Origin of the sequence: Aquirufa nivalisilvae (assembly GCF_003143535.1) — a bacterium.
Taxonomy (GTDB): domain Bacteria; phylum Bacteroidota; class Bacteroidia; order Cytophagales; family Spirosomataceae; genus Aquirufa; species Aquirufa nivalisilvae.
Window position 1 is genome coordinate 52,864 of the sequence record NZ_CP029346.1, and the last position, 17,947, is coordinate 70,810.

General features: G+C 39.9%; 17 protein-coding genes and 1 pseudogene. 13 read left to right on the forward strand and 5 right to left on the reverse strand.

Features of this window, described 5'->3' with window-relative positions:
- Window position 1: 1 nt before the first annotated feature.
- The 9 genes and pseudogenes from HME7025_RS00245 to HME7025_RS00285 all read left to right on the forward strand — a co-directional run bounded on the left by HME7025_RS00245 (window position 2) and on the right by HME7025_RS00285 (window position 7,164).
- Window positions 2-793, forward strand: coding sequence for a lysophospholipid acyltransferase family protein (locus HME7025_RS00245; protein ID WP_109321713.1), 792 nt, complete (start codon window positions 2-4; stop codon window positions 791-793).
- A gap of 3 nt (window positions 794-796) precedes the next feature.
- Window positions 797-1,486 (forward strand): DNA repair protein RecO, encoded by a 690-nt coding sequence (gene recO / locus HME7025_RS00250; protein WP_109321714.1) that lies wholly within the window; start codon window positions 797-799, stop codon window positions 1,484-1,486.
- Window positions 1,453-2,934, forward strand: a complete 1,482-nt coding sequence (locus tag HME7025_RS00255) for a M61 family metallopeptidase (protein ID WP_154401906.1) — start codon at window positions 1,453-1,455, stop codon at window positions 2,932-2,934. The genes recO and HME7025_RS00255 overlap by 34 nt, the downstream gene beginning before the upstream one ends.
- A gap of 109 nt (window positions 2,935-3,043) precedes the next feature.
- Window positions 3,044-3,394 (forward strand): helix-turn-helix domain-containing protein, encoded by a 351-nt coding sequence (locus HME7025_RS00260; RefSeq protein ID WP_109321716.1) that lies wholly within the window; start codon window positions 3,044-3,046, stop codon window positions 3,392-3,394.
- Window positions 3,395-3,432: 38 nt separating this feature from the next.
- Window positions 3,433-4,404, forward strand: a complete 972-nt coding sequence (hemB, locus tag HME7025_RS00265) for a porphobilinogen synthase (RefSeq protein WP_109321717.1) — start codon at window positions 3,433-3,435, stop codon at window positions 4,402-4,404.
- Window positions 4,405-4,408: 4 nt separating this feature from the next.
- Window positions 4,409-5,575: an AIR synthase related protein gene (locus HME7025_RS00270; RefSeq protein WP_193495339.1), complete on the forward strand. Its 1,167-nt coding sequence runs from the start codon at window positions 4,409-4,411 to the stop codon at window positions 5,573-5,575.
- A 126-nt stretch (window positions 5,576-5,701) separates the two neighbouring features.
- Entirely contained in the window at window positions 5,702-6,016 is a 315-nt protein-coding gene (gene rplU / locus HME7025_RS00275) for a 50S ribosomal protein L21 (RefSeq protein ID WP_109321719.1), read from the forward strand.
- Window positions 6,017-6,055: 39 nt separating this feature from the next.
- Window positions 6,056-6,313: pseudogene (gene rpmA, locus HME7025_RS13480) on the forward strand (50S ribosomal protein L27); the annotation flags it as partial.
- 260 nt (window positions 6,314-6,573) lie between these two features.
- Window positions 6,574-7,164: a NifU family protein gene (locus tag HME7025_RS00285; protein WP_109321721.1), complete on the forward strand. Its 591-nt coding sequence runs from the start codon at window positions 6,574-6,576 to the stop codon at window positions 7,162-7,164.
- A 69-nt stretch (window positions 7,165-7,233) separates the two neighbouring features.
- Here HME7025_RS00285 and HME7025_RS00290 read toward each other — a convergent pair whose 3' ends face one another.
- Together HME7025_RS00290 and tpiA are read right to left on the reverse strand one after the other, a co-directional pair.
- Window positions 7,234-7,911, reverse strand: coding sequence for an HAD family hydrolase (locus HME7025_RS00290; RefSeq protein WP_109321722.1), 678 nt, complete (start codon window positions 7,909-7,911; stop codon window positions 7,234-7,236).
- Between the two features lie 90 nt (window positions 7,912-8,001).
- Window positions 8,002-8,763: a triose-phosphate isomerase gene (gene tpiA / locus HME7025_RS00295; protein WP_109321723.1), complete on the reverse strand. Its 762-nt coding sequence runs from the start codon at window positions 8,761-8,763 to the stop codon at window positions 8,002-8,004.
- A gap of 141 nt (window positions 8,764-8,904) precedes the next feature.
- Here tpiA and HME7025_RS00300 point away from each other — a divergent pair, with 141 nt between their 5' ends.
- From HME7025_RS00300 to HME7025_RS00315, 4 genes are read left to right on the forward strand one after another with little or no spacing between them, the layout of a single operon-like run.
- Window positions 8,905-12,045, forward strand: coding sequence for a glycoside hydrolase family 3 N-terminal domain-containing protein (locus HME7025_RS00300; protein ID WP_109321724.1), 3,141 nt, complete (start codon window positions 8,905-8,907; stop codon window positions 12,043-12,045).
- Between the two features lie 4 nt (window positions 12,046-12,049).
- Window positions 12,050-12,937 (forward strand): TIGR01777 family oxidoreductase, encoded by an 888-nt coding sequence (locus tag HME7025_RS00305; protein ID WP_109321725.1) that lies wholly within the window; start codon window positions 12,050-12,052, stop codon window positions 12,935-12,937.
- A 1-nt stretch (window position 12,938) separates the two neighbouring features.
- The gene (locus HME7025_RS00310) at window positions 12,939-13,520 is read left to right on the forward strand and encodes an LOG family protein (RefSeq protein ID WP_109321726.1); all 582 of its coding nucleotides are present in this window, start codon (window positions 12,939-12,941) and stop codon (window positions 13,518-13,520) included.
- Window positions 13,521-13,536: 16 nt separating this feature from the next.
- Window positions 13,537-15,174: an OmpA family protein gene (locus tag HME7025_RS00315; protein WP_109324852.1), complete on the forward strand. Its 1,638-nt coding sequence runs from the start codon at window positions 13,537-13,539 to the stop codon at window positions 15,172-15,174.
- Here the strand turns inward: HME7025_RS00315 and HME7025_RS00320 are convergent, their stop codons facing one another.
- From HME7025_RS00320 to HME7025_RS00330, 3 genes are all read right to left on the reverse strand, one after another.
- Window positions 15,175-15,468: a carboxypeptidase-like regulatory domain-containing protein gene (locus tag HME7025_RS00320; RefSeq protein WP_109321727.1), complete on the reverse strand. Its 294-nt coding sequence runs from the start codon at window positions 15,466-15,468 to the stop codon at window positions 15,175-15,177. It abuts the gene before it with no gap.
- 98 nt (window positions 15,469-15,566) lie between these two features.
- Window positions 15,567-16,568, reverse strand: a complete 1,002-nt coding sequence (locus tag HME7025_RS00325) for a glycosyl transferase (RefSeq protein ID WP_109321728.1) — start codon at window positions 16,566-16,568, stop codon at window positions 15,567-15,569.
- A gap of 103 nt (window positions 16,569-16,671) precedes the next feature.
- Complete coding sequence (locus HME7025_RS00330) at window positions 16,672-17,937, reverse strand: serine hydrolase domain-containing protein (protein ID WP_109321729.1); 1,266 nt, start codon at window positions 17,935-17,937, stop codon at window positions 16,672-16,674.
- Window positions 17,938-17,947 lie beyond the last annotated feature (10 nt).

Here is a 17,947-nt window from a genome sequence, read left to right on the forward strand (position 1 = left end):
TATGGCATCAAAATTAACGCGCTTATTTCAATTTATGGATACGCTGGGTCTTGGAGAAAGAGATCCATTTGGCAATCCTATTGTGTTTAAGCGTATTATTATGGTGGTTTTAGGCTTTTTGACTTACAGTCGATTGGTGATGTACAATAAAACTAAAATCAAAGGGACTGAGCATTTAGATGAATTGCCTGAACGAGGGGTTTTGTTTTTATCGAATCACCAGACCTATTTTATGGATGTGATTTGTTTATATCATATCTTTTTCTCGGTCAAATGGGGCTTTAGAAATTCGGTTAATTATCCTATTTATTTGTTGGCACCTCGATCCAATTTGTTTTATGTTGCAGCCGCAGAAACAATGAAGGATGATGGTATTTTGCCTAAGGTTTTTGCCCAAGCAGGAGCCATTTTGGTGAACAGATCTTGGCGAGCCAAAGGAGAGAATGTCAAGCGAGAAGTAGATTTAGAGGCGGTTGAAAAAATCAAGAAAGGCTTGGGTTTTGGATGGGTGATTAGCTTCCCGCAAGGAACTACGAGGGCTTTTGCTCCTTTACGTAAAGGAACAGCTCATTTAATTAAAAGTACAAACCCTATTGTAGTTCCTGTGAGGATTAATGGATTTAGAAGGGCCTTTGATAAAAAGGGATTGTTATTAAAAATGCGAAATACGCAATTGGAAGTCGAGTTTCGTCAACCGATACAATTTCAAGAACATGATTCGGTGGAGGCTATTTTAGACAAAATAGCTTTCGAGGTAGGCTTAACAGTAGAAGAAGAAAATAAGATTTATTAGTCGATGCAGCGGAAAACGAGGGGTTTGGTCATTAACAACATGCGGTATCGTGAGACTTCCCTCTTGATCACCATCTACACGGCAGAGTTCGGAATAGCTTCCTACATAGAAAATGGGGTTCGTTCAGCCAAAGCCAAACATAAAATGGCTCTTTTTCAGCCATTGACCTTGTTGGATTTGGAAGTTTATCATAAACCGGGCAAAGGCTTACATCGGATTTCTGAGGCCAAATGTTATTATCCTTATCAGCAAATACCTTTTGATATCATTAAGTCCAGTATCGCACTTTTCTTAAGTGAGGTTTTAGGAAAAGTTTTGAAAGAAGAAGAAGAAAACAGCCCTTTATTTGATTTTTTGGAGGAATCATTCCAATTTTTGGATAAGGCAGAAGCCCATGTCGAGAATTTTCATATTCAATTTTTATGGGAATTGAGTGCCTATTTGGGTTTTGGATCCAGTAGTTCTGCGGAGTTTTTTAGTCAAATGAGCCCATGGATTGGAGCGGAAAAAATAGGAAGCTTATCTCCTATTTTAGGGGAATTAATTGGGGCTGGTTATGGGAAAACGGTTTCAATGACTAAATTACAACGCAAGGAATTGGTAGCAATCATGTTGCAATATTATCAAATTCATATGGAGTCCATTGGAGAGATTCGTTCGTGGCAGGTTTTACAAGAAGTGATGGCATCATGAAGCAAGTAGCATTTTATCAATTAACTCCTTCCGAAACGGAGGAGCATTTTTTGAATATCGTTTTTCGATTTCAAGTTGCTAAGTCGGGTACTATTAGACTGCAATTGCCTATTTGGCGACCGGGGAGATATCAGGCTCAGCATTTTTCTAAGAACATTCCACATGTAAGAGCTTTTGATTCGGCTGGAGAGGTAATCAAACTTAACAAAAGGGGAACTTCTTCATGGGAATTTCAGGGAATTAAAAATCAACATGTGGAAGTGCGTTATTCCTATTTTGCCCAGCAGGCAGATGCTGGAGGAAGCGTATCGAATGAGGAGATGATATATGTTAATTTCATTACCTGTTTGATGTTTGTACAAGGCCAAGAAGAAATTTCTTGTGAAGTTAATGTAGATATTCCTAAAGTTTGGAAGGTGTCTACAACGTTGAAAGAGAGTAAAAAGGGGCTGTGGCTTGCTCCTAGCTATCGAGAATTGGTGGATTCTACCTTCATGGCCAGTGAGGAAATAATTCAACATCATTGGCAAGAAGGAGATGTTCATTTTTGGGCAGAAGGGATTGGTCCAACAAGTATGTTTCAAGGCAAGTTGTTGGAGGCTTATCGACAAATTGCGGCCTATCAATTACATTGGATGGGGCATTTTCCCGTGAAGGAATATCGTTTTTTACATTGGATTAAAGGAGAGGCTTTTTATCATGGAGTGGAGCATCGAAGTTCCACGATGATGGTTTTAGGTCCACCAGATCGTGATTTATACGATGATTTGATTGGTTTGGCCTCTCATGAATTGTTTCACGTGTGGAATATTGCGACAATTCGTCCTATGGAATTATGGCCTTACAATTATGCGGAAGAAGTGTATTTTCCTACGGCATGGTTTGTGGAAGGAGTGACAACCTATTTAGGAGATTGGTTTTTAGTAGCTTCTGGGGTATATCGGTCAGATGAATATTTAGCCTCTCTTTTAGGCAATTTGAAATTGCATTTTGAAAGGGATGGGGCATCCAAGCAATCGTTGATTGAGAGTTCGATTGATTTGTGGTTGGATGGCTATGGAAAGGCTATTCCGGGCAAACGGGTCTCCATTTATTACAAAGGGGCTATTGTGGCTTTGGCATTGGATTTGATGATTCGTAAGAAATTTGCGCATCGTAAATCGATACGGGATGTCATGGTTCTTATGAATGATCGGTTTGGTATCAAGCAACAAGGGTATGCTTTAGCGGATGTATACCAAATGGTGGAAGAGGTGTATGAAGCAAGTTTGACTAATTTTTGGCGGATTTGGGTAGAGGGGAACGACCCATTGGAAGGGCCATTGAACGAGTTAATGAGTTTTGTAGGTTTGAAATTGGAGCTTTCCGATCGTGGATTATTATTGAATCAATTGGATGAAGATTTGAACTTAGATTGCCAGAAATGGCTTCAAGGGATTATCAAGTAATTGATAAATGACAAAATTTGTCACCAAACGATTGCAAATGTCGCAAAAGTTCATTTTATGTCATTTGGCGCACACATCAATCCTCTAATTCTTTTGGAATTTTACTGCGATGAAAGACTTCGCAAAAAGCATTCGAAAAATTAGATCAGATAAAGGATACAGCCAAGATTACGTGGCGATGAAATTAAATATTTCGACATCCTCTTATTCTAAAATTGAGCGGGGTCAAACAGATCCGAATTTATCTCGAATGAAGCAAATTGCGGAGGTCTTGGAGTTCGATTTAGGAGAAATCTTGATGGATAAGCCCCCATTGACCATTGGCAATACGAATGATGTAAATCCAAGTGAGGGTTATAGTTTTGTGATGCGAAAGGAATTTGATGAATCCTTGCGTCTTATTCTGGAATTACAAAGGAAGATTGGGGAGTTAAGTGCTAAATTGGAGCAACGGGGTTAATATTTATTCTGTAACTTTGCAGCTTAATTGGATCTAATATGTTGCAAAGACCTCGTAGAAATCGTCAAAGTGCCGTAATCCGTTCCATGGTGGAAGAAAATCGATTATCTGTTAAAGATATGATGTTTCCGCTTTTCGTTATGGAAGGTCAAAATACTCAAACGGAGATTTCCTCCATGCCAGGAATTTATCGATTTACTCTAGACTTGTTGTTAGCGGAGATTGAATCCTGTGTCAAATTGGGGATTCAGTCCTTTGCGTTATTTCCACAAATTCCGGAATCTAAAAAGGATTCCATGGCAACAGAAAGCTATAAAAAGGGAAATATTTATACCGAATCTATTTATGAAATCAGTAAGCGATTCCCAGAAATCAGCTTATTGACCGATGTGGCGATGGATCCATATAGTTCAGATGGACATGATGGCATCGTTAAAGATGGTAAGATTTTAAACGACGAAACCCTACCGGTATTAGCCAAGATGGCCATTACTCAGGCTCAGGCAGGAAGCAAGTTGATTGGTCCATCGGACATGATGGACGGTCGAGTGGGTTATTTGCGTCAAGCATTGGATGAGGCGGGCTATTCTCAGGTGGGCATCATGGCGTATACGGCTAAGTATGCTTCAGCATTTTATGGTCCATTCCGCGATGCCTTGGAATCTGCGCCTAAGTTTGGTGACAAAAAAACGTATCAAATGAATCCTGCCAATCGTCGTGAGGCCTTGATTGAGGCAGAATTAGATGAGATGGAAGGTGCTGATTTTTTAATGGTGAAACCAGCCTTAGCCTATTTGGATATCATTGCCTTATTAAAAGAGAATAGTCATTTACCGATAGCCGCTTATAATGTTTCAGGGGAATATGCCATGGTAAAAGCAGCAGCCCAAAACGGCTGGATAGATGGAGAAAAGGCGATGTTGGAGAGTTTATTATCAATTAAGCGCGCAGGAGCCCAGGTTATTTTGACCTATTTTGCCAAAGAGTTTGCACAATTAAAATTAGCGTAATATTATGTCCTCAGATCGTTATTTACAAAGAGGGGTTTCTGCATCAAAAGATGATGTACACAAGGCGATATCGACCTTAGATAAAGGATTATTCCCGAGAGCATTCTGCAAAATTTCTCCCGATATGTTGGGTGGAGATGAGGCATATTGCAACATCATGCATGCGGATGGTGCAGGTACAAAATCCTCTTTGGCATACCTTTATTGGAAAGAAACAGGAGATATTTCTGTTTGGAGAGGCATTGCTCAGGATGCAGTTGTTATGAATACGGACGACTTAATATGTGTGGGGGCAACGGACCATATGTTGTTATCCAGCACGATTGGTCGAAATAAAAATTTGATCCCAGGGGAAGTTATTGCTGAGATTATTCAAGGTACCGAGGAGGTATTACAGATGCTTCGAGATAATGGGATTGGTATTTACAGTACTGGAGGTGAAACAGCAGATGTGGGGGATTTGGTACGAACTATTATTGTGGATAGTACGGTTGTTGCCCGTTTAAAACGTTCGGATGTGGTTTCTAATGAGCATATTCAAGCGGGAGACGTCATCATCGGTTTGGCATCAGATGGCCAAGCTAATTATGAGAAAACCTACAATGGCGGAATGGGAAGTAATGGCTTAACTTCGGCGCGTCATGATGTATTGGGGCACTATTTAGCGGGTCAATATCCAGAAAGTTTTGATCCTCAGGTTCCCCGTGATTTAGTTTACTCTGGGTCTAGAAGATTAGAGGAGGCTGTTGCTGGTACACCCATGAATGTGGGTCAATTGATTCTGTCTCCTACCAGAACTTACGCTCCTGTGATCAAAGCAATATTAGAGGAGTTGCGCCCACATTTACACGGCATGGTACATTGTTCGGGTGGTGCGCAAACCAAAGTGATGCATTTTGTGGATCAAGTACATATCATTAAAGATCAATTATTTCCGATACCAGCTTTATTTGAGATGATTCAAAAAGAAAGTGGAACGAGCTATCAAGAAATGTATCAGGTCTTCAATATGGGTCATCGGATGGAAATCTATGTTAATCCTATGTATGCAGACCAGATTATTCAGATTTCTCAAAGCTTTGGTATACCAGCTCAAGTGATTGGTCGAGTAGAACCATCCACAAGTAAGAAGTTGACGATCCGAAGTGAATTTGGGGAGTTTGTATATTAATATCAATTAAATCAAGGGCTTACTTGTAAGTTTGCCAATAACTTTTTATATTTGCACCCCCATTTAAAAGGCTTTTGAAAGGTATTCCTAGCCTCGTGGGATTGTTTCACTTAAATACATAAAAGAATGTACGCAATCGTAGAAATTGCCGGGCAGCAATTTAAAGTAGAAAAAGACCGTTCCGTTTATACCCACCGTTTGGCGGGCGAGGAAGGCGCTGCACTGGTTTTCGACAAGGTTTTACTTGTTGACAAAGACGGAGATGTGACCGTTGGAGCCCCTATTGTAGAGGGAGCTAAAATCACAGGAAAAATTGTAGCTCACGTTCGTGGCGAGAAAGTCTTGGTTTTCAAGAAGAAACGCAGAAAGAGTTACCAAAAAATGAATGGTCACCGTCAAGATTTGACGAAGGTTTTGATCGAGTCAATTTCTTTAAAATAATTGTTTAATCAACGTTTTATACGTTTAACATAATATAACATGGCACATAAAAAAGGGGCCGGATCATCCAAAAACGGTCGCGAATCGCATAGTAAACGACTTGGCGTTAAGTTATTTGGTGGCCAAGCAGTTATCGCAGGTAACATTATTGTTCGTCAAAGAGGAACAGCTCACAATCCAGGATTGAATGTAGGCGTAGGAAAAGATCATACATTATTTGCTTTATCTGATGGTGTTGTAACCTTCAAAAAAGGATTTAAAGGTCGTTCTTTCGTTCACGTTTTGCCTATTGCTGCTAGTGCAGTAGCTGCAGATAAACCAGCGGTTGCCAAAGCTCCAGCGAAGAAAGCAGCTCCAGCTCCCAAGGCTGAGGTAGCAGTGGAAGCCGCTGTAGAAGCAGCTCCAAAAGCAAAGAAAGCTCCAGCAAAGAAAGCAGCTCCAGCAGCTGAGTAATTTGTCTGATTGATATCAAAAGAACCTGGTGTTTTTACATCAGGTTTTTTTTGTGTGTTTGAAACCAAAAAGCACCTACCTTTGTTGGGTTAAATAAAAATTCTATGCTGCAATCTCAGATACATATATACACCGAGTCAACCCCCAATCCACAGTCCATGAAATTTGTTTTCAATGTGGAATTATTGCCTGATGGCATGTCGTTTGATTATACTCAACCTGCTGATGGATTAACTAAGGAGAAAAACTCCCCTTTGGCCGTGGCTTTATTTGGTTTTGATTTTGTGAAGCGTGTTTTTATCACAAGTAATTTTGTCACTTTAACCAAAGCAGAACATGTGCTTTGGGAGGATGAACTTTTTGGAATCAAGAAATATTTGAAGAAATATTTCGAAGAGAAAAGACCTATTTTCAGTTTACCTGAAAGTGCTATTTCTGATTCGGATGCAGAGGAGTCGGAAGTGATTGCGAAAATCAAAGAAGTACTGGAGCAATATGTAAAGCCAGCCGTTGAATCTGACGGAGGGGCCATCTCTTTTTATTCCTTTGATGAGGAGTCTGGCCAAGTAAAAGTGTTATTACAAGGATCTTGTTCTGGTTGTCCATCATCTACCATGACCTTAAAGGCCGGCATTGAGGCCTTAATGACACGAATGGTGCCTCAAGTGAAGGAAGTAGTCGCTGAAGGCGTTTAATCAGTTTCTTGGACAAGAAAAAATCGAATCTTTCGTTAACCTTGACAGCGTTCCAAACGCTGTCAAGGTTTAGAGAAAATCTAAAATTTCAAGCATTTCATTCACTTCACGGAAGTTCTCATGAATGATCTGATGTGACACTTGTTCGTGTTCCCAAGTGGTGTGAAAAGGAACATGAATGCCATGTCCACCAATAGCCAGAACAGGCAAAATATCCGATTTCAGGGAGTTTCCTATCATGAGAAATTCGTTTGTTTGAATATCTAGATGATGGATTAATTTTAAATAATCATGTTCTTTTTTGTTGGACATGATTTCAATATGATGGAAGTACTTCTCTAATCCAGATTTAGCTAACTTTCTTTCTTGATCTAGTAAATCGCCTTTGGTTGCCACAACTAAACGATATTTTTGAGATAAAGTCTCTAATACGTCTTCTACTCCCGGTAAAATTTCAATGGGTTTATGAATTAATTCCTTTCCGATAGCCAAAATACGTTCAATTCCATCTAGACCAATAGTTCCTTTAGAAATTCGAGTGGCAGTTTCAATCATGGACAACATAAACCCTTTAACTCCATACCCATAGGTATCAAGATTGTCCATTTCTGTTTTGAAAAGCTCTTGTGAAGTACTATGAATGGGAAGGAAATTTTCCATCATTTGGCAGAAGTGTTGTTCTGCCTCACTGAAATAGGGTTCATTAACCCACAACGTATCATCCGCATCAAAGGCGATAACTTTCATATATCAGTTTGTTGGATACGATTTTGAGAGGATTATCGTTAACCTTGACAGCGTTTGGAACGCTGGCAAGGTTTAGAAAAAATCAAATTTTTAGAATGACTTAGCAATGGTAATGAAATCGCCAGCTTTCAAAGAAGCTCCACCGATTAATCCACCATCTACATCAGCACATGCAAATAATTCAGCCGCATTTTGTGCATTGCAACTTCCTCCATATAAAATTGAACATGCATCTGCGACAGCTTGGCCATATTTTCCAGCAATATGCTGACGTAAATAAGCATGCATTTCTTGTGCTTGAGCCGAAGAAGCTGTTAAGCCAGTACCAATGGCCCAAATTGGCTCATAGGCAATTACCACTTGACCAAATGCCTCAGCACTTAAATGGAACAAACTCTCCGTTAATTGTTGTGCCACAAAAGCTAAAAATTCGCCACCTTCACGCAACTCAAGGCTCTCTCCACAACAAAAAATAGGGGTTAATTTATTTTCTAAAGCAGCATCTACTTTAGCTGCCAATTGAGCATTGCTTTCTTGGAAATACTGTCTACGCTCGGAGTGTCCTAAAATAACATAGGGAACACCAGCAGAAGCCAACATAGGAGCAGAAATTTCGCCTGTGTAAGCACCTGAAGCCTTTTCATGGCAGGTTTGGGCTGATACGGATAAATTAGCAATTCCTTCAGTCGCTTTATTTACTTCAGAAATAAATAGCGATGGAGGTGCCATAATTACCTGTACGTTGGATGGGACATCCGATTTTACTAATGCTGCTACTTCAGCAGCTAATGCCACAGCTTCTGCAGCTGTTTTATTCATTTTCCAGTTTCCTGCAACAATCTTTTTTCTCATACGTTCATCTTTTTTGGTGTGCAAAATTACAATTCCTTTCTGGCTTAAGAAAAATTACTACGAAAAATCAATCCCAAAGCCCCAAAGATTCAGGCTTTTGCCGTATTTTCACAACTTGGTATTTTCAAATTCGACCATTCCATGAAACTTCAAAAAATAGTAATAAGCCATAGTCTCCTGCTTATATTTTCCTTACTCATTACTTCTTCTGCTTGGGCACAATCCAGTTTATTTCCTCATGCCAAACAGAAATGGGTGGATTCCGTTTATGCTACTTTAAGCTTAGACCAAAAAATTGGTCAAGTATTAATGCCTCGTGGAAATACAGGGCCTATTTATGATACTGCCCGCCTGAATTCCATTGTGAGAGACTATCATGTGGGTGGATTTGTGTTTTTTGCTGGTTATCCTACTAATCAAGCTAGACTTGTCAATAAATTACAAGCCATGTCCAAAGTGCCATTATTTATAGGCATGGACTTAGAATGGGGCTTAAATATGCGTTTGGATTCAACCGTTCGCTATCCCTACCAAATGACGCTCGGAGCCATGCAAGGGAATGATGCATTGATCGAAAAGATGGGTTTCCAAATAGCGCAGCAATGTAAGCGTATGGGTGTCCATATCAATTATGCTCCTGTGGTGGATGTGAATAATAATCCCAATAACCCGGTTATTAATTTTCGTTCATTTGGCGAGGACCGTGATTTAGTGACACAGAAAGCTTTGGCTTATATGCGTGGGCTTCAAAAAGGAGGAGTTATTACTTCTGCAAAACACTTTCCTGGTCATGGAGATACAGGCACAGATTCTCACTATGACTTACCCATTCTAAGCCACAGTCGCAGTCGACTGGATAGTTTGGAATTATTCCCATATCGAGAGTTAATCCAAAAAGGTTTGCAAGGAATCATGGTGGGGCATCTCAATATTCCTTCTTTAGATACCACAGCCAGTTTGGCATCAACGCTTTCAAAACCGATAGTCAAAGGCTTATTACGTGATGAATTGAAGTTTGAAGGGCTGGTATTTACCGATGCCATGGACATGAAGGGAGCTACCAAAATGTTTCCCGAAGGAACGGCCAATGTGAAAGCCATTTTAGCAGGTAATGATATTTTAGAAACCTTTGTGGATGTGCCTTCCGCTTTTAATGCCATTAAAAAGGCGATTACTTCTGGCGAATTGACAGAAGAAGATTTGAACTTTCGAGTTAAAAAAATATTGAATGCTAAAGCATGGGCAGGATTGGATCAGTATCAACCTATTGCCATTGAAAACCTGATTGAAGATTTAAATCCGATTCATTCAGAAGTACTGAATAAACAGTTGGCAGAAAAAACGGCTACCGTGTTGAAGAATACAGACAACTTGATTCCTCTTCGAAATGTACATCAATTAAAAGTGGCCACGCTTGCCATTGGCAAGGCTAATTATGGAAGTACTTTCCCTACGGAGTTTCAAAAAATGGCCCAAAACTATATGGAAATGGATCATTTTTATGTAGATGAAACGAGTGCAGATACTACGATAGCTAATACCCAAACAAAATTAAATGCATACGATGTCGTGCTTTTGGGAATTCATGGAACTTCCATTCGTCCAGCCAATAATTATAGTATTAAAGCTCCCATCAAAACCTTGGTAGATCGTTTTATAAGTCCAAAGACCGTAGTGGTGCATTTAGGCAATGCCTTTACTCTCACCAAGTTCGATTCTTTGCAAAAAGCAGCGGCCTTGATTACTATGTATCAAGATGGGATAGCCCAACAAGAAGTGGCAGCTCAGTTGATTTTCGGTGGTTTGCCTGCTTCGGGAAAGTTCCCCGTGACCTTAAATACCAAGTTTGTTCGAGGAATGGGGATTTCCACACCAACCTTAGCCCGTTTGCAGTATAATGTATTGCCAGAAGCTGTCGGAATTCAAAGTGTTTACCTAAATAAACAAGTTGATTCATTAGCTAAATTAGCCATTCAAGTTAAAGGTGCCCCAGGGGTAGTTGTTTTAATTGCCAAAGAAGGGAAAGTGATTTATCATAAAGCTTTTGGAAATCAAACCTATGAATCCAGTACGCCTTTGCGCAAAACGGATATTTTTGACCTAGCTTCTATTACTAAAATATCGACATCCATTCCTGCTTTAATGAAATGGGAAGATGAAGGAAAATTTTCTCTTCAAGAGGGGATGGGAGCCTTAATTCCGGATCTAAAGGCCTCCAATAAAGCGAATTTGAAATATATTGATGTACTGACTCATCAGGCTAGATTAAGAGCTTGGATTCCGTTTTGGCAAGAATATGTAGATAGTACTGACATGATTTTTCATAGTAAGAAATTCAATGAGCGATTTGCCAAGAAAGATTTGAAAACCACAGTCGTGGAGAAATTTATTACCAAAACGCAAGGTGAAGACCGTGTGAAAGCATTGATTAAGCAGCAATACAAAATGCTTTGGGATAGTTGTGTCGATATAAAATCCGAAGTAACTCGCTGGAAACCTAAAACCATCTCTTATCAATATTCAGAAGAATATCCGATCAAGATTACGGATAACTTGTGGGGACATAGCAGTTTATCTAGCCAACTGTTTGCTGCGATTAAAAACTCACCTTTGAGAGAAAAGAAAGAATATGTGTATTCCGATCTTTCTTACTATTATTTACCAAGGGTTTCTCCTCGCATGTCGGGTAAAGAATGGACGGAATTTTTATCCGATACTTTTTATAAACCATTGGGTGCTAGTACCTTGGTTTACCAAGCAGATAAGCATTTCCCAATGGATAGAATTGTGCCAACGGAATATGATTCTTTGTTCAGGAAGACCTTAATTCATGGAAAAGTGCATGATGAGGGAGCTGCACTTCTGGATGGCATAAGCGGACATGCGGGCTTATTTGGGAATGCCAATGACCTAGCTAAATTGATGCAAATGTATTTGCAAAGAGGATATTATGGAGGCCAACAGTTTATCAAGGAAGAAACGATGAGAACGTGGACATCCTATCCTTTTTCCATCGATGAAAACTCCCGCAGAGGAATTGGATTTGATAAGCCTGATCGTAAAAAGCCAGGGATTTCAGCAGCAGCTTCAGCTAGCGCAGAAAGTTTTGGACACTCAGGTTTTACCGGAACTTACACATGGATTGACCCTGCCCATGATTTAGTTTATGTCTTTTTATCCAATCGTGTATATCCAACCCGAAATAATAGTAAGATTAGCGACATGAATATCCGAACAGGAATCAATGAAGTGATCTATCAAGCGATTAAGAAAGGAAACTAAATTGATGAAAATACTGATCACTGGGGGTACGGGTTTTATTGGGCAAGAATTGCAAAAGCAATTGAAAGAGAGTGGTCAAGAGGTAGTTATTTTATCCCGTCGTGGAGGTGATTTTCTTTGGAATCCTGCCAAAGGAGAAATGGATAGGCGGGCTTTGGAAGGGGTTGATGCCATCATACATTTAGCAGGTGCGGGAATTGCAGAGCAACGCTGGACAAATGCCAGGAAGGAAGAGTTAACTCGATCTCGGGTCCAAAGTTCACAAACGTTGTATCATGCCTTGAAACAGTATCCACATCAAGTGCATACCTTGGTTTCTGCATCGGGCATTGGTTATTATGGGGCAGATACAGGGGAGAAATTGTGTGAAGAAAGCACAGAGCCTGGCCAGGATTTTATTGCGTCTTGTACGCAAGCTTGGGAAGGGAGCCTGAAAGGAATTGAGGACTTAGGAATACGTGTGGTTAAGTTCCGAATAGGTTTGGTTATGGGAAATGGAGGAGGTATTTTCCCCGTTTTACAAAAACCGATTCGTTGGTTTGTAGGGGCCAATATTGGAACAGGGAAACAGTGGCAGTCTTGGATCCATTTGAAAGATTTGATAGGCATGTTCCAATGGGCATTACAAGAAAAATCGATGCATGGAGTTTATAATGCCGTAGCACCTGAACCACTTCGTCAATCCGAATTGAACAAGCTGTTAGCACATGCCATGCGCAGACCTTTATTTTTACCTGCTGTTCCAGCTTTTGCTCTACGATTAGCATTAGGTGAAATGGCGGTTTTAGTGACCGGTGGAAATTTAGTTTCTTCGAATCGCATACAGAAAGAAGCCGGTTTTTCGTTTAGATTTGTACGATTTTCAGAAGCTCTCAAGGATTTAATCCCTTAATATGTCAAAAAAAATATTGATTTACTGTGGTTCATCAAAGGGGAATAACCCCGTGTATGAAGAAGAAGTTAAACGATTAGCTCAAGAATTGAAGAAGCACGATTGCTCCATTATTTTCGGAGCGGGAAGTGTTGGTTTAATGGGCGTCATGGCCGATGAGTACCTGCGTTTAGGCGGGGAAGTTATTGGTGTCATTCCATCTTTTATGGAGCCATGGGAAGTGAAGCACTTGGGAATTCAGACTTGCCACGTGACAGAATCCATGCATGAGAGAAAGCAATTGATGGCCGAAATGGCCGATGGGGTTATTGCTATGCCTGGTGGTTTTGGGACTTTTGATGAATTGTTTGAAATGTTAACTTGGAAGCAGCTGGATCTGCATCAAATGCCTATCGCTATATTTAATACCGCTGGTTATTATGATTTATTGTTGCAGCAACTACAACACATGATTCAAGAAGGCTTTTTGAAAGAACGTAATTTAACGGCACTACACGTGGAATCTGATGCGGCAAAATTGGCGGATTGGATGATGGATTATGTGCCAGAGAAGATGGAAAAGAAATGGATATACCGCGCTTAATGCCTAATTAAGGATGATGAAATATGTGATTTTTTTCTTGTTGTTCCTTGGTCTTTTGGACACTCAGGCCCAAAAATTACCTGAAAATTTGGGTTCCGCCATTAATTCTGACTATTCGGAATTAAATCCGGTGATGGCACCAGATGGAAAGACCTTGTATTTTGGAAGAAAAAATCACCCATCCAATAAATATGGAACCACGGGCTCAGAAACCGTGGCGGGTTCACAGGATATTTGGTATAGCGAACGCATTGGGGATGTTTGGAGTACTGCCAAAAGAATGCCAGATGTCTTAAATCGAGATCAATACAATACCATTTTATCTATTTCTCCTGATGGACAAACTATCTTATTGAAAGGAGCTTACGTGCAAGGTGTTTACGAAACTCGAGGATTTTCGATGTCGAAAAAGACCATGAATTCATGGTCAATACCTGAAAAGTTGGATATTCCTGATTATGAGAAATTAAGTCGTGGGAAAAATGAATATGCCTATTTGACCATGGATGGCAAGGCGCTGTTATTGGCTTTTTCAGAGAAAAAGAATTCAGACAGAGATGATTTGTATGTTAGCTTTTTGAATGAGGGAAAATGGACCGAACCTAAGAATTTGGGTCGAACCATCAATACAGATTTTTCGGAAACAACCCCATTTTTAGCGGCTGATGGTAAGACCTTGTATTTCTCTTCGGACAGACCTGGAGGGCAGGGAAGTCAAGATATTTACATGTCCAAGCGCTTGGACAATAGCTGGACCAATTGGCGTACTCCCATTAATTTAGGAGGACCTATCAATACCGAAGAATACGATGCCTATTATAGCTTGTCGGCGAAAGGAGATTATGCTTATTTTTTATCTTCCAAAAATTCTTTAGGGAAAAAAGATATTTTCCGGATTGCTATAGAAGCTGAACCAGAAGTACCTGTCCCGGCTAAACCTACAGCACCTCAATTGGAAGAAAAACCAGTGTTGGCTCAACAAGATGTGAAAGGTAGTCCTAGATCTATTTCCAGTGAGCAGTCAGAAGCCGTTGTATTGGTCTCTGGTCGAGTTTTGGACCCTCAAACGGGTAAGGTTCCCGACGAGACAAATATCAGCTATGAGGATTTAAAAACTGGTAAAACCATTGGTATCGCTAAACCTGACCCTAAGACAGGTTTATATAAACTCGTGTTACCTTATGGCGTCAATTATGGAATTACAGCCAAGACTAAGGGCTTTTTGCCAAGTTCTATCAATATCGATTTAAGTAAATTGAGAGGACGGTATTTGGAATTAGATGAGCGCGATTTGGTGATGGCTCCTATTGCCAAAGGGTCAAGTATGACGATTAATAATTTATTCTTTGAAACGGGTAAAGCCACTTTGACGGCTGAATCAGATCCTGAATTGAAGCGCATCGTTCAAGTGATGCAAGAGAATGCAACCCTCCAAATCGAAATATCAGGACATACCGATAATACGGGCTCGGATGAATTGAATAATAAGTTATCCCAAGATCGTGCTGACGCAGTTAAAAACTACTTGATGAACGCTGGGGTTAAGTCGGACCGAATAAGAACTAAGGGCTATGGTAAAACGAAGCCTAAGGCAGATAATTCAACGGAAGAAGGCCGACAAATGAACCGCCGAGTGGAATTTGCGATCTTGTAATTAGGGTTGTTGACGGATTTCAGGTTTTTGTTCGAGTAACAAAATGGTCAATTCTCTTTCACTAGCCTCCAAATATTGCGTTTTGCTTTTATAGCCAATAGCGGAGAAAGTAAAATTTCCCTTATTTAGTTTAGACTTTAAGGTAAAATGACCTTCAGCATCGCTATATAATTTTTGTTGGTTTACCCGAATGGTCACTCCAACCAGTGGATTTCTATTCATGTCTAAAATTTGACCATGAATGGGGGGAGTTGCTTGGGATTGAAACAAAAACAGGAATATCAAGGCGAACATTGATTGTGGCTTTTGGCTTAAAACAGCACAAAGGACAGATAATCATGTTACTTAATTGTTACCTAATTGCTATGAAATTGTTAATTGAAATGGCGCAATTAAATTTGAACCTTATCGATGAAGTTAACCACCTTTTGAAAAGGTAAACTCAGGTATTTTCTTACGCGTAAAAAGCGTTTTCTAGGTTTGGGCGTAGGGGTTTTGATATAAAAACAAGGAAATTTCTTGTACATTTCATGCCCATTTTTAATCAAAATTTGTGCGTATTGGTCGAAAATCGTAGCCACATCTGCCTTTTCCTGAAAGGTATAGCGATTCTGGTATTTTGAGATTTCGGTAGGGTTTTCAGGATGATAACCTGAGAAATGGAAAAAGATAAGGGGTACTGAGTCGTTGACTGAATATGGAATGTTTTCTCCTGTTAAAGTTCGTTCATGCAGGTTCCAATAGGCCATGTTAAGGCCTAAATGCCGACTAATGTACACATCATCAAAGTAAACGGGAGCAAAATTCACCCACAATTGATCTACAAACATGCCATTGGCTAAATCGATGTAGCATTGATCGCGGAGGCGCTCTTTCCACCAGTGTAAGAAAGCGAGGGTATTAGGACTACGTTTGGTACCTAGGAATCCTAAGTTAAAAATACCCGTGTTTAACAAATCCGTTTCTTGTGGACGAGAAGTGTCTGGATACGGGCTTACAATATGGGGAGTTAGAACTAGACTATGGTTTTTTAAAGGTGTTTCAATTTCATTCAGCGCTTGAAAAACCAAAATGTCTGGATCAAAGTAATGTACTATTTCAGCCTCTGGATAGGTATTATACACATATTCCATGAAAAAAGGTTTCACGGCAGTGTTTAATTCAGTGATATTGTATTTATCACAAAGCTCGTCTAGATCCTCGATTCCAATGGTATGTAATTCAATCAAAGGATAAGTAGGCAATTGGGATTTATCTATGCTGGATTGGTCCAAACGATCCACCAAACCTATTAAAAAGGTATAGTCTGGATTATGTTCTAAAAGAGAATCTCCCAATGATTTAGCTTGTGCTAAATAATTAATGGAGCAAATGGTAAGGACAATTTTTTGCATGATATTAATCCAAGCTTTGTCAACTTTTTAAAAGTTGACAAATCTATTGACAAAGCTAAGTTGACAAATCAAATCTACGGCGACAATTCGAGCTTGACAAATCTTAGCGCAGCAAACTGCTATAAATGATATTTTCAACCTTTCTGCTGTAATCTCCATGCGAGTTAGGGGTATGCTGGGTCATGATTAGGCAGATCATGTTTTCTTTAGGATCAGCCCAATAGGTGGTCCCATAATAGCCTCCCCAGTTAAAAGAGCCTTTATTTCTACCATGTAAATGGCTGGATTTTTCGGAAGTAATGGAAAAGCCCAAACCAAAATTATCAGCCCCATCTTTGATGAAATCCAACTGCGGGCTGGTCATAAGCTCTACGGTTCTTCTTCCTAAAATCTGTTTTCCATTGTATTTACCCCCATTAAGGAGCATTTGTAAGAAAATGGCATAGTCAAAAGCCGTGGAGGAAAGTCCTGCCCCACCAGAGAAATACGATTTTTTATCCAAAGGATAGTTGGGGTTGATATTCCGAAAAGTTGGCGCCCAAGCAATGATATTTTTCTGCGCATCTTCGGTATATACGCCTGGAAGTCTACTAGCCTTTTCGGCTGGAACATTGAAATAGGTATCCTTCATTCCTAGTGGATCAAAGATATTTTTCTGAAGGTATTCTTCCAAACTTTGGCCACTGATAACCTCAATGAGGCAGCCTAATAAATCAGTATTGAGGCCATAGGTAAATTTCTCCCCGGGTTGATGTTCCAAAGGTAGTTTGCCAAGAATCTTCATTTTTTCTAACAAATTGGCACGGAAAGTCCCAAGTCCCGAAGGTACACCAGCTTTGGCATAAATAGCCTTCATGCGGTCAGAACCGATGTCAGCATATCCAATTCCGGAGCTATGTGTCAATAAATCACGAAAAGTAATTTCTCTTTTGGCATTAATGAAGGTGAAACTGGTATCGGCAGGATTAAAATCTTGGATGACTTTGGGTTTCTTGAATTCAGGAATAAAATCTCCAATGGATTGATCCAGACTAAATTTTCCTTTTTCATAAAGTTGCATGATGCCTACGCTGGTAATTCCTTTGGTTTGACTCATGATGCGGAAAATGGCATCGGCGGGCATGGGCTTTTTGGAAGCTAAGTCGGCATAACCGTGCCCTTTATAGTGGACTACTTGATTGTCTTTTATTACGATGGTTACAGCACCTGTCAGCCAATTTTTATCTACATACTGTTTTAAAACGGTATCTACATAGGCCAATCGTTGATTGTCAATACTTGGATGTGGCTTAATGATGGGAGAAAGAACTTGCCCGTAATGGGTCAAGCTGATGGTGATTAAGATGAGGGTGAATAAACTTTTTTTCATGGGTCAAATG